Annotated in this window: 13 protein-coding genes; 2 read left to right on the top strand and 11 right to left on the bottom strand. The window is 57.0% G+C overall.

The features are described from left to right. Positions 1 to 181 precede the first annotated feature (181 nt). Positions 182 to 388, top strand: a complete 207-nt coding sequence (cspE, locus tag C0039_RS08760) for a transcription antiterminator/RNA stability regulator CspE (protein WP_075999922.1) — start codon at positions 182 to 184, stop codon at positions 386 to 388. Between the two features lie 102 nt (positions 389 to 490). Here cspE and C0039_RS08755 read toward each other — a convergent pair whose 3' ends face one another. The 9 genes from C0039_RS08755 to lgt all read right to left on the bottom strand — a co-directional run bounded on the left by C0039_RS08755 (position 491) and on the right by lgt (position 7,961). Next, entirely contained in the window at positions 491 to 1,828 is a 1,338-nt protein-coding gene (locus tag C0039_RS08755; protein WP_075999921.1) for a tetratricopeptide repeat protein, read from the bottom strand. A 15-nt stretch (positions 1,829 to 1,843) separates the two neighbouring features. Continuing rightward, on the bottom strand, positions 1,844 to 2,452 hold the full coding sequence (locus C0039_RS08750) for an energy transducer TonB (protein WP_075999920.1): 609 nt from the start codon (positions 2,450 to 2,452) through the stop codon (positions 1,844 to 1,846). A 6-nt stretch (positions 2,453 to 2,458) separates the two neighbouring features. Further along, positions 2,459 to 2,863 carry an ExbD/TolR family protein gene (locus tag C0039_RS08745; RefSeq protein ID WP_075999919.1) on the bottom strand — a complete coding sequence of 135 codons (405 nt, stop codon included), beginning with the start codon at positions 2,861 to 2,863 and terminating at the stop codon, positions 2,459 to 2,461. Between the two features lie 13 nt (positions 2,864 to 2,876). Next, entirely contained in the window at positions 2,877 to 3,404 is a 528-nt protein-coding gene (locus tag C0039_RS08740) for a MotA/TolQ/ExbB proton channel family protein (protein ID WP_075999918.1), read from the bottom strand. 3 nt (positions 3,405 to 3,407) lie between these two features. Then, the gene (locus C0039_RS08735) at positions 3,408 to 4,796 is read right to left on the bottom strand and encodes a MotA/TolQ/ExbB proton channel family protein (RefSeq protein ID WP_075999917.1); all 1,389 of its coding nucleotides are present in this window, start codon (positions 4,794 to 4,796) and stop codon (positions 3,408 to 3,410) included. Then, positions 4,796 to 5,581, bottom strand: a complete 786-nt coding sequence (locus C0039_RS08730; protein ID WP_075999916.1) for a DUF3450 domain-containing protein — start codon at positions 5,579 to 5,581, stop codon at positions 4,796 to 4,798. The genes C0039_RS08735 and C0039_RS08730 overlap by 1 nt, the downstream gene beginning before the upstream one ends. 229 nt (positions 5,582 to 5,810) lie before the next feature. Beyond that, positions 5,811 to 6,320, bottom strand: coding sequence for a dihydrofolate reductase (locus tag C0039_RS08725; RefSeq protein ID WP_101517863.1), 510 nt, complete (start codon positions 6,318 to 6,320; stop codon positions 5,811 to 5,813). A gap of 7 nt (positions 6,321 to 6,327) precedes the next feature. Next, positions 6,328 to 7,161, bottom strand: coding sequence for a thymidylate synthase (locus tag C0039_RS08720; RefSeq protein ID WP_075999914.1), 834 nt, complete (start codon positions 7,159 to 7,161; stop codon positions 6,328 to 6,330). Then, complete coding sequence (lgt, locus tag C0039_RS08715; RefSeq protein ID WP_075999913.1) at positions 7,158 to 7,961, bottom strand: prolipoprotein diacylglyceryl transferase; 804 nt, start codon at positions 7,959 to 7,961, stop codon at positions 7,158 to 7,160. Before lgt ends, C0039_RS08720 begins: the two co-directional genes overlap by 4 nt. A gap of 89 nt (positions 7,962 to 8,050) precedes the next feature. Between lgt and C0039_RS08710 the strand changes: the two genes are divergently transcribed. Beyond that, a complete protein-coding gene (locus C0039_RS08710) occupies positions 8,051 to 8,818 on the top strand; it encodes an NRDE family protein (protein WP_075999912.1) in 768 nt (255 codons plus the stop codon). Between the two features lie 2 nt (positions 8,819 to 8,820). Here C0039_RS08710 and ptsP read toward each other — a convergent pair whose 3' ends face one another. After that, positions 8,821 to 11,085 carry a phosphoenolpyruvate--protein phosphotransferase gene (ptsP, locus tag C0039_RS08705; protein ID WP_075999911.1) on the bottom strand — a complete coding sequence of 755 codons (2,265 nt, stop codon included), beginning with the start codon at positions 11,083 to 11,085 and terminating at the stop codon, positions 8,821 to 8,823. Next, positions 11,086 to 11,586, bottom strand: a complete 501-nt coding sequence (locus C0039_RS08700; protein WP_084179489.1) for an RNA pyrophosphohydrolase — start codon at positions 11,584 to 11,586, stop codon at positions 11,086 to 11,088. Between the last annotated feature and the right edge of the window lie 11 nt (positions 11,587 to 11,597).

Here is an 11,597-nt window from a genome sequence, read left to right as displayed (position 1 = left end):
AAAATATTTTTTGCAGCACAACGCAAACCTTTTTTTGAGGTGCTACACTCAAAGAGCTGACTTTTCAGCAAGTCGTGGAAAGCGGTCGATGGACTCTAAAGGTCCTTCGGTACGTGCACCATTAATACTTAGATAATACGCCACGCTGTAAATGGCGAGGCGAGCAAAACAGGTAAAATTTATGTCTTCAACAACCGGCACCGTTAAATGGTTTAACGAAAGCAAGGGCTTCGGCTTTATCGAGCGCGAGGACGGTCCCGACGTATTCGTACATTTCAGCGCCATCAAGGGCGATGGTTTCCGCACACTGGCGGACGGACAAAAAGTCCAGTTCGATGTAACTGATGGCCAGAAAGGCCCGCAGGCGGAGAACGTAGTCGCGGTGTAAAGCTGTACACAACAACGCGAAATAAAAAAAGGAGCTCTATGAGCTCCTTTTTTTGTACCTGACTTTTGAATATAGCAGGACAGTCAAAGTCCTGCCGCGGCGCTACCCCTCAGCCAGGGACCTCTGCCGCTCGAGTTCAGTGTCCATATACTTGATCCACTGCGCAGCGTACTTGGAAGAGCGCTCGTCCCGCGCTGCCGACTTGAACGCTTCCCGCGCCTTGTCGTACTGCTTGGTATTGAAATAGGCCATACCCAACACCAGGCGTGCGTTGTCGGGCCGCTTCACGCCACCTCGCGACAGACCTTTATTGATCGCCGAGATCGCTTTTTCGTTCTCGTCGCCATCAAGGTAGATATTCCCAAGCCGGGCATACAACTCACCAGTATCGGATTTCGCCGCGGCTTTCTCCATTGCGGGAATCGACTTGTCCACCTCCTGGGCCTGACGCCAGGCGCTACCCGCCACTTCCCAGTTCTTGGACTTGTCCTCTATGGTGCCGTCCTTCAGGCCCTTATCCATGACCTTCGCAGCTTTATAAGGTACATCGCCGTTGAGGAAGAGGTAGGCCATCGTGACCTGCTCGGTGCCCTTGTCGAGCATCCCCTGAACATAAGCGGTCTCCATTGCCGCAAGCTGTTCGGGCTCTTTTTTCTGCTCACCGTACATATGGGACACCTGCACCCAGTACTGCTTCTTGGGGTAGTGCGTTAACAGAATTTCCAGAATTTCAACGGTCTTGTCGATATCGCCCTTCTCGAAATAGAGGAAGCGCGCGAGGTTGTACCATTGTTCCTTGGGAAGCTTACCCTTCTCGTTGAACATGCTGATCGCTTTTTCGACATTCAGCAGGGCTTTATCATAGTCCTTCATCTGATAATAACCCTGCGACAGCAGCACGTAGGCGTTCGCATTGGGCGTCTCGGTCATATCGAACCACTTGAGCAGCGCGTCGATGCCTCGCTTCCAGTCTTCCTGCACGAAGTACAACTGGGCGATGGTATAACGCGTGTTGATCTCCATCGCCAGTGGAATGTCGGGTTGAGAGACCACATTTTCGTAGGCCTTCAAAGCCTTGGAGTAGTTCTCCTGGCTGTAATAAATGAAAGCGTAGAGGTTATAAACGTTGGCCAGCTCATAGCTGTTGAGCGCCTTCTTGCCTCCTGCGGCCACCATGCCGTCGAGAATCTTCTCGGCACCAGGCAGGTTCTTGGCTTCCGCCTCCGCCTGGGCTTCCGCGAGCTTTTCATAGACCTTGTTGCGCAAAGCAGGTGTTCGCCGGGTCTCCCGCGTGTCCGCTTGCTTTTCCTGGGCAACGGCAGACGACAGGGGGGCAAATCCAGCATCACGCTGTAACTGGGTGACTGCAACCTGTGCAACAACCAGTGGCAGCGCCAATAGCGCCGCGCGGGTCCAGATGTGGTTCTTCAGCAATATCATCACGCGTAAACCTTGTTACTGTTCCAGCTCATAAGTGAACTTGTTCTGCACACCCGCCACTTCAATCGCCTCGCCGTCAACCACCCGGGGCTTATACTTGAACTTGAGGGCGGCCTTTACTGAAGCCTTTTCGAACACACCGGAGGGCTGACAATCGACAGCCACCGGGTCACGAATCGCACCAGACGTGGTCACGGTGTACTCCACAATGCAGTATCCGGTGATACCCCGGGTCTGCGCACGGCGTGGGTAAATTGGCGCAACCTTCACGATGGGCAGGTACTCACCATCGCCGGATGACATACCAGTGGTACTGATTTCCACATCTACAGACGCCGTTGGTGCGGTGTTCACCACGTCGATATCCATGTCCATGTCGAGATCGGGCGTATCGAGGTCCGGCGGCGGCTCTTCAGGGTCATCGACCTTATCCGGCTTGGGCTCGTTCACATTGGTGTCGATCTCACGCTCGGGCATGTGAATGTCCGCTACCTTGCGCGTCTTGCTGTCATCGATCTTGGGGTCAGCGGTGGCAATCAAGTACTGCATGATAAAGAACAAGCCGCCAGCAACCGGTAGCGCCAGCAGCGCACCGAGGATCAATCTGGTTAGATTACCATTCATAACAGGTCAATCATCCTCGGTGGCCAGGGAGACGTCATAAACTCCCGCTTCGCGCGCGGCGTCGAGCACCGCTGCGACCGTCTCGGTATTGGACTTATTGTCCGCCTGGATTACCACGGCACCCTTGGGGTTCTCCGCGTGCAGGCGCTCGATATTGGCGCGCACTGCGCGCACATCGATACGTCGCTTGTCCATCCAGATTTCATTGTTGGCGTTAATCGCAACCAGGATATTCACATTCTTCTTGGGCTGCGAAGTGGATGCCTCCGGACGGTTAACTTCGATACCCGCCTCTTTGATAAAAGAGGCGGTAACGATGAAGAAGATCAACATGATAAAAACGACGTCCAACATGGGCGTCAAGTCGATCTGGGCCTCGTCCTCGGCAGCTGCTCGATTGTTCCTGCGCATTGTCTGTGCTCTCTTAGTGATCGGTGGTCAGGTTGTCTTCCAAAAACGCACTCTCGCGTTCTGCAACCCGGGTAACGTAAGTATTCGCGAACACCCCGGACAGGGCGGCGACCATGCCGGCCATGGTGGGGATAGTTGCCCGCGATACACCGCCGGCCATCGATTTAGCGTCACCACCACCGGTGACCGCCATGATGTTGAAAACTTCGATCATACCGGTGACTGTTCCCAACAACCCCAATAGCGGACACAGTGCCACCAGGGTCTTGATCACCGGCAAGTATTGGTTGATCCGCATGCGACACTGCGATATCAGCTTCTCACGAATGGCGTGAGCCTCCCAGGACTTGCGCTCCTTGCGCCCTTCCCAATTGCCAATCGCATCCGCAACATCTTTTTTCCAGCCTGTCTTGAAGTACCAGGCCCGCTCAAAGATCAACGCCCACATCACGAACAGCAGGATGGCAATTAACCAGAGGACATTCCCGCCCATATCCATGAAGCGGGAGACGGCCTCATACGCACTATCAAACCAGTACATATATCAGCTCCCCTGCTTGGCCTCGGTGTGCTCCGCAATGATGCCGGTAGTCTGCTCGTTGAGCACGTGGATGATGCGTTGGGCGCGGCCGTTCACGATGGTATGCAGGAGCACCGTGGGAATCGCCACCAGAAGACCCAGTACCGTGGTCACCAGAGCGCCAGAGATACCGCCAGCCATTGCCTTGGGATCACCCGCACCAAAGATGGTGATGGCCTGGAAGGTAATAATCATACCGGTTACCGTACCCAGCAGCCCCATCAGCGGCGCAACTGCCGAGATGATCTTGAGCAGGGTGAGGCCAGACTCCAGCTTGGGCGTTTCCTTGAGAATACCCTCAGAAAGCTTCAACTCCAGAGTTTCGGGATCCATATTCGGGTTGTCCTCGTGGATTTTCAGAACACGACCCAGCGGATTGTTCTCCTTGGCCTTGTCACTCTTGAGCTGCGAACCGACTTTGGCGCTGACGCCGGTAAGTACGACCAGCCGCCAGATCGCCAACAGGAACGCAAATGCACCCACGGCGGTAATGGCATAGCCAATGTACCCGCCCTGATGCCAGCGCTCTTCGAGGTTGGGGCTGTTAATCAAAGCTGCAAGGAACGAACCGCCGGTGGGACCAGTGGGGTCAACACCGAACTTATGCATACCGTCGGTGGCGTTTGCCAGCCCTTTGGCCCAGCCAATGTAGGGACCGGATGGCTGGCGAGCAAGCTCTTCCAGGCTACCCTTGGCGGGCACGAACTGCAGGTACTGGCCGTCTTCAGACACCATGTTGAAGGTACCAACACGAACCACTTTCTGCTCGACTTTATCACCATTTGGCTTGGCAACTTCGGAAGTGAACGATACCACTTTACCGGACTCAACCATCTCCCGGTTCAGCTCAAACCAGACGCGCTCGATTTCCTCAATGCTTGGCAACGTATCGGAACCACTCATCTTGGCGATCAACTCCTGGAGGAACACTTCACGACCAGGATACTGCGCACTGGTCAGTGACATCTCGAGGTTGCTGGCGAGGTCGCCGGAAGTGGATGTCAGGTGACCGAACAGCTCGGCAAGCGTACCCAGCTTTTCTTTCAGCTGCTTCTGCTTGGCAGCGACCAGCAGTTCATTCTCTTCAAACTGATCTTCAAGCTGCGTGGATATCTGCTCCTGGCGAGTGCGCTCAGCTTCTGCACGCTTGAGCTCCGCAGCCTGATTGGCCTTATCCTTGGCGAAGCGCTGCTCACGGGCGCGGTTTTCTTTCTGTTCCTGAACCTGACCCTGCTTCACAAATTGCAGAAGCTCATCAAGGGACTTCGCTTCCTGCGCGAGCACGGAGCCCGCCGATACTGCCAGCGTACCCGCCATGGCGAGGGCGGCGGCTTTCACAAATTTAATGCTCATTATTTGGCCTCCGGGGCGGCGATAGGCAGATTCATCAGGTCAATTGAGGCTTCTTTGCGCGCTATCCGCAGCCCCTTCATGATCGCGTTGCGGTATTCACCGCGCTCCAGTGGCACCCAGCTGCGGCTGGACTGGTCCCAGGCTCCTGAAATCTCGGTGTCAGTCGTCTGGTATAACAGGGCTATCCTGCCAACCCGGAAGAAGTTCACGTCACGCTCCACACCATCGATCTCGACATTGCCCTTGTAGGCGTCGATCTTGCGGCCGTACTCGTTCTCAATCTTGTAGGCTTCCAGAACCTGACGGAATTTCTCGGCCACCGAAACATCAGAACGATCCAGGTTGGCGCGAAGGAAGGCAATACGCTGTTGACGCTCCTCAACGTGGAAAGGCACGTCCAGTTCGACGAACTTTTCCAGCCCGTCAATCATCCGGATGACCAGCGGGGTCATCTGGCGCTGAATAACGGTGACCTGATCGATGGAGTTGTCGATCTGGCCAATGCGCGTCATCTGGTTGTCGATCTGGCGTTGCAACCGGGAGTTGTAGACTTTAAGACCATCAATCTGTTTATTGACCGTCTTGTAGTCGCTGAGCAGATCGCGCGTTTCATCGGCAAGGCGATCAATCTTTGCCTGGGACTTGCGAGCGGCAGCGTTCTTGGCCTCACCCAAATCCAGAATGGAATCCAGCGTACTGGCCTGCACAGTTACCGCGGCGCCCACCAGGGCCCCTGCGGAAACAAGTGCAGCGATCAGTGCATTTTTCAGTCGATGCATAGTCATGGGAATTATATTTCCTGTGTCCAACAAAAAGAGACGGCTCTGATAAACCGGTACCTGAACTACTTATATAGTGGATAAACCAGAGTCGGTAAACCGAGTAGCGAAATTTAAACCAATTGAGCAGGCTATTTCAATTATAGCGCTCCCCTTACGGGCCAGCGGAGAACTTATGAGTAGATAGGTAACACAAAAATTGGAAATCAGCCCAACAGTAACAAGCCATCGCCGGTCATACATTGCGCTCGTAGACGACAAAGCTATAGTCAAACGGATTCTCTTCGCTGGCGTAAAAGCGCTCTCGGGACACCTCCAGCCACCGCGACCAGTCAATGTCGGGCAACAGGGCATCGCCCTTCACATCAGCGTGCACCTGGGTCAAATACAGGCGCTCTGCCCGGGGAATAGCGTGGGCATAAATCTCGGCACCGCCAATGACCATCAATTCCTCGATACCGTCCATGCGAGCAATATCAGCGGCAAGGCGCAGCGCCTCATCGAGGCTGTGCACGACGCTGACGCCCTCTGCAAACCAGCCTTTGCTGCGGGTAATAACAATGTTGGCGCGGCCCGGTAGAGGCCGGCCAATAGACTCGTAAGTCTTTCGACCCATCACAATGGGCTTGCCCATTGTGACCCGCTTGAAGTAGCGCAGGTCTTCTGGCAAGTGCCAGGGCAGCGCATTATCCCTGCCTATAACACCGTTCTCAGCGGCGGCCACAATGACGGCTAGCGCAACCATAGCAACCTCAGACCGCCACGGGCGCAGCAATATGTGGATGCGGGTCGTAGTTCAGCAGCTCAAAATCCTCGAAGCGATAGTCATAAATACTGTCCGGTTTGCGCGTGATATTCAGTCGCGGCAGTGACCGCGGCTTCCTGGCGAGTTGTTCGCGGACCTGCTCCAGGTGATTGCTGTAGAGGTGCGAGTCGCCAGTGCTGATGATAATTTCACCCGGCTCCAGGTCGCATTGCTGGGCCAGCATCATCGTCAGCACCGCCAGGCTGGCGGTGTTGTAGGGCAGGCCGAGGAAGGAGTCGCTGGAGCGGATGTACAACTGGGCAGAGAGGCGGCCTCCGGCGACATAGAACTGATAGAGCAGGTGACATGGCGGCAGCGCCATGCGTCCGGCCGCTGCATTCTCCTGGGGGCTGGCCTGCTCGTCGGGCAGGTATTCCACGTTCCACCCATGGAACAGAATGCGCCTGCTGTCGGGATTATTACGCAGGCAATCGACAACATAATCGATCTGATTGATCTTGCCCCCCTCACGCGTTGGCCACGCTGTCCACTGCGCACCGTAGATTGGACCCAGATCACCACTTTCTGTCGCCCACTCATCCCAGATGGATACCCCGTTCTCCTTCAGCCAGCGCGTATTGGTATCGCCGCGCAGAAACCAGATGAGCTCATTGATAATGCTTTTGAGATGCAACTTTTTGGTGGTCAGCAGGGGGAAACCGTCGGCCAGATCGTGCCGGTACTGACGCCCGAAGACCGAGAGCGTGCCCGTGCCGGTGCGATCGCCCTTTTGTACGCCATTGTCGAGAATGTCCTGCAGCAGGCCGAGATATTGCTTCATTTTACTTTTCCACTTCGCGCGCCGCCGCGATAGGCGACAAACAACAGGGCCAGACCGACGAATATCATCGGCAGACTGAGAATTTGCCCACGGGTCAGCCAGCCGAAAGCCTCATAGCCGATATGGGCATCGGGCTCGCGGAAGAACTCAACCAGGAAGCGGGCACAACCGTAGACCAGGGAGAACACGCCCGACACAGCACACACTGGCCGGGGTCGTGAGGAAAACCAGAACAACAGGGCGAACAGCAACACGCCCTCAAGTGCGAACTCGTAGAGCTGTGATGGATGACGTGCCAGTTGCAGGGGGTCGTCGGGAAAAACCATCGCCCAGGGCACGTCGGTCGCCTTGCCCCACAACTCCTGGCCGATGAAATTCCCCAGTCGCCCCAGGCCCAGGCCTATAGGCACTAGCGGCGCGATAAAATCCATCAGCCGCCAGAAAGGAATATCGCGCTTGCGGCCGAACAGGTACATGGCCAGCAGTACGCCGAGAAAACCTCCGTGGAAAGACATGCCACCTTCCCATAAACGCAGCGCCCATCCCGGGTCATCGATAAGTCGCTGGCCACCGTAGAACAGGGTGTAGCCCACCCGCCCACCCAGCACGATGCCCATGGCGGCGAAAAAAACGAGATCATCCACCTGCTCTCGGCTAACCGGACTCCAGGCCTGGCTGCTGCGGCGCAGGGCCAGCCACCAGCCGGCAGCGATGCCGGTCAGGTAAGCAAGACCATACCAATGGATTTTCAATGGCCCGATGGCAAGGGCGACGGGATCAATTTCAGGATAAGGAAGCATGAGCAGACCAGAGGAACGAAGGCGTATTATCATGCAGCATCGAATCCGACACAATTGTTTACCGCAACCCGAGGAGCAAACCCACTCTCATGTGCCTGATTTTGTTCGCCTACCGCACCAGTGCGGCCTACCCATTGATGGTCGCCGCCAACCGGGACGAATTCCACGCCCGCCCTACCGCCCCCGCCGGCTTCTGGGATGAACATCCCGATGTGTTTGCGGGGCGCGATCTGCAGGCAGGGGGGACCTGGATGGGCATCAACAGGAATGGGCGCTTTGCCGCAGTCACCAATTATCGCGATCCCCAGCGCACCGTTCCCGGGCCTCGCACCCGGGGGGAACTGACCACCAGCTTTCTTGCCGGGAAACAGACCGCTGAAGCGTATCTGCGGGAGGTAGCGCACCGCGCTCGCGACTACGCAGGATTTAATCTGCTGCTGGGTGAGGCCGGCACGCTCTGGTACTACAGCAACAGCACCCACGATGAGGGGCCTCGACAACTCCGGCCGGGAATCTACGGATTGAGCAACGCCCGCCTGGATACTCCCTGGCCAAAGATCCTGCTGGGCAAGCAGGCCATGCAGAACCAGATCCACAGCATCCCCAGCCACAATGGACTGGCAAGTGCGGTATCAAGCCGGGAGTTGGCCTCGCCCGAGCAGCTACAGGCCCAGGGGCTGGACAGCGAAATGGATCAGTTGCTTTCTTCGCAGTTCATCGTCAACCCTACCTACGGCACGCGGGCAACCACGACGCTGTGGCAGGATGCAGAGGGAAGGCTGCAGTGGCGGGAGCTTAATTTCAGCCCCGACGGGTTAACCGAACAGGTGATCGAGCAAACCCTGGCACCGGCGTGAGCTCACTCCACAGGGTTGTGGATAAACTGCTCCATACCGTGTGAAGCGAGGAACAATTGCAGTCGATTGTGGATCGCTGCGGCGTCCTCCATCTGTAGCACTTCCCTCAGCAGGTCTTTCGCCTCTGCCAGATTGACATTGCGCAGGGCTTTCTTGACCTTGGGCAGACTGGTGGCGTTCATCGACAGAACGTCATACCCCATCGCCAGCAGGAGCACAGCGCCTTCAGGATCTCCCGCAAGCTCCCCGCATATGCCCACATTCTTACCCTCGGCATGGGCTGCATCAGCCACCTGCACCAGGGCCTGCAGCACCGCAGGGTGCAGTGCGTGGTAGAGATCTGCCACCCGGGCGTTGTTACGATCCACCGCCAACAGGTATTGGGTCAGGTCGTTGGAGCCAACCGAAAGGAAATCCACCCGTTTGGCCAGGGCCCTGGCCTGGTATACCGCCGAGGGCACTTCGACCATCACTCCGATCAGCGGCATCTCGGCATCCACGCCTTCCTGGACAATCTCCCGGTGGCTGCGATGAATCAGGTCCAGCGCCTCGTCTACCTCGGGAATATTGCAGATCATCGGTAGCATGATGCGCAAATTTCCCAGCCCGGCATTGGCCTTGAGCATGGCCCTCACCTGGGCCAGGAATATCTCCGGGTGGTCCAGTGTCACCCGGATGCCGCGCCAACCCAGGAATGGATTGTCTTCCTCGATGGGAAAATAGGGCAGGGCCTTGTCTCCACCAATATCGAGGGTGCGCATGGTGACCGGGCGCGGGGCAAATGCCTCCAACTGGTTGCGGTAGATCTGCCGTTGCTCTTCCTCCGAGGGAAAGCGCTCACGCAATAGAAAGGGGACCTCGGTACGGTACAGACCGACACCCTCGGCGCCCTGCTCCAGGGAGCGAGTGACGTCTGCCATCAGGCCGGTGTTGACCCACAGGGGCAACCGATGCCCGTCAAGTGTGATACAGGGCTCACCGCGCAGCGACTCCAGGTCCTTGCTCAGTTCCCGATCCGAGTCCAGCACCTCTTCGAAGCGCGCCAGCACCTCGGGCCGTGGGTTGAGGTGTACGGTGCCGTTGTAGCCATCGATAACAACTTCACGCCCCTCGAGGCGGGTGTATGGCAGGTCCACTGCGCCCATCACCGTGGGAATGCCCATGGCCCTGGCGAGAATGGCCACGTGGGAGTTACCAGAGCCGCGTACCGAAATCAGGCCCGCCAGCCGTTCTCGAGGTATTTCCCCCAGGGAGGAAGCCGTGAGCTCCTCTCCCACCAGCACCGTTTGCTCAGGAAATGTCTGCACCTGTTTGTCCGATGCCTGCAGGTAAGCAAGTACTCGCGTACCCAGATCCTTAACATCTACCGCACGCTCCTTTAGGTAGCTGTGCTCCATGCGCTCAAAATGACGAATGTGCTCGATCATTACCTGACTGAGAGCGCCCTGGGCCCAGTGCCCTTCCCGAATCAGGCCCACCACCTCGCGACCGATGGAAGAGTCATCGAGAATGCCCAGATAGACATCAAAAAGCGCATGATCTTCACGACTGAGCTGACCGCCCAGGTTATCTGCCACGGCCTGGATGTCCTCGCGAACCCGCTGCAGGGCAACGCGGAACGCATGCAGTTCGGCCCGCCGGTTGTCCACGATTTTGTGTGGCACAGCGTAGAGATCGGCGATTGGCGAAATGACCACCGCAGTGCCAATAGCGATCCCCGGTGCCCCGGGAACGCCGGTAATTTTTGCCTGCGCGGCAGTAGTAGTAATATCAGCCAGGACTGCGCCGGTTATGCGCGCGTGGGCGATAACCGCGGCAAGCTGTGCCGACATGGTAACGAGAAAAGCTTCTTCACTCTCGTCAAAACGACGTTGTTCCGCCTGTTGCACCACCAACACGCCCAGTACATCCCGCTGGTGGATGATGGGTACGCCGAGAAATGCGTGAAATGGCTCTTCGCCGATATCGGGAAAGAAGCGAAAGTTGGGATGGTTTTCGGCGTGCTCAAGGTTTAGCGGCTCCTCGCGCTCTGCAACCGTGCCGACAAGGCCCTCCCCGGGGGCAAGGCTGGCGCGGCCCACCTGATCCTTATTCAGTCCCTCCGTAGCCCGGAAAATGAAACGCTCACCGCCTGGCTCGCGCAAATAGATACTGCAGACCTCTGTGCCCATGGCGCTCTGCACACGACGCACAATGATATCCAGGGCCTCTTCCAGCCCATTGGCTGAGTTGACCTCCTGTACTATATGGCGCAGGACTTCCAGCATCTAACTCTCTACCCACTTTTCGGTGTGGCGCCCCATGGGCAAGGCCAGCTCTTTCATCGCACGCCTATATACCTCACGCTTGAAGGCTATAACCTGGTTCAGCGGATACCAGTAACTTACCCACTGCCAGTGGTCGAACTCCGGTTTGGCATTAAGGTCGAGGCGCACAGCAGTGTCATCCTCCAGCATGCGCAGCAGGAACCACTTTTGCTTTTGCCCGATACATAGTGGCTTTTGCCCCTTGCGCACAAAACGCCTGGGGAGCTTATAGCGCAACCAGTCGCGGGTCACGCCGAGCACTTCAACTGCATCCTGCGACAGACCCACTTCTTCCTCCAGCTCGCGATACAAGGCCTCCTCGGCAGATTCACCGCGATTGATCCCGCCCTGGGGAAACTGCCATGCATCGCGGCCGCCTACCCGCCGCGCCCACAGAACCTGGCCCTGATCGTTGGCAAGCACTATCCCTACATTTGGTCGAAAACCGTCCTTGTCGATCACGTTACATCTTA

Source organism: Pseudohalioglobus lutimaris, from assembly GCF_002866825.1.
Taxonomy (GTDB): domain Bacteria; phylum Pseudomonadota; class Gammaproteobacteria; order Pseudomonadales; family Halieaceae; genus Halioglobus; species Halioglobus lutimaris.
This window is presented reverse-complemented; position numbering and strand designations above follow the sequence as displayed.

Excerpts from the sequence above, each read along its gene's own strand:
- C0039_RS08745 (WP_075999919.1), bottom strand. The coding sequence starts at position 2,863 with ATGCGCAGGAACAATCGAGCAGCTGCCGAGGACGAGGCCCAGATCGAC.
- C0039_RS08740 (WP_075999918.1), bottom strand. The coding sequence starts at position 3,404 with ATGTACTGGTTTGATAGTGCGTATGAGGCCGTCTCCCGCTTCATGGAT.
- C0039_RS08755 (WP_075999921.1), bottom strand. The coding sequence starts at position 1,828 with ATGATATTGCTGAAGAACCACATCTGGACCCGCGCGGCGCTATTGGCG.
- ptsP (WP_075999911.1), bottom strand. The coding sequence starts at position 11,085 with ATGCTGGAAGTCCTGCGCCATATAGTACAGGAGGTCAACTCAGCCAAT.
- C0039_RS08725 (WP_101517863.1), bottom strand. The coding sequence starts at position 6,320 with ATGGTTGCGCTAGCCGTCATTGTGGCCGCCGCTGAGAACGGTGTTATA.
- C0039_RS08750 (WP_075999920.1), bottom strand. The coding sequence starts at position 2,452 with ATGAATGGTAATCTAACCAGATTGATCCTCGGTGCGCTGCTGGCGCTA.
- C0039_RS08735 (WP_075999917.1), bottom strand. The coding sequence starts at position 4,796 with ATGAGCATTAAATTTGTGAAAGCCGCCGCCCTCGCCATGGCGGGTACG.
- C0039_RS08710 (WP_075999912.1), top strand. The coding sequence starts at position 8,051 with ATGTGCCTGATTTTGTTCGCCTACCGCACCAGTGCGGCCTACCCATTG.
- lgt (WP_075999913.1), bottom strand. The coding sequence starts at position 7,961 with ATGCTTCCTTATCCTGAAATTGATCCCGTCGCCCTTGCCATCGGGCCA.
- cspE (WP_075999922.1), top strand. The coding sequence starts at position 182 with ATGTCTTCAACAACCGGCACCGTTAAATGGTTTAACGAAAGCAAGGGC.
- C0039_RS08720 (WP_075999914.1), bottom strand. The coding sequence starts at position 7,161 with ATGAAGCAATATCTCGGCCTGCTGCAGGACATTCTCGACAATGGCGTA.
- C0039_RS08730 (WP_075999916.1), bottom strand. The coding sequence starts at position 5,581 with ATGACTATGCATCGACTGAAAAATGCACTGATCGCTGCACTTGTTTCC.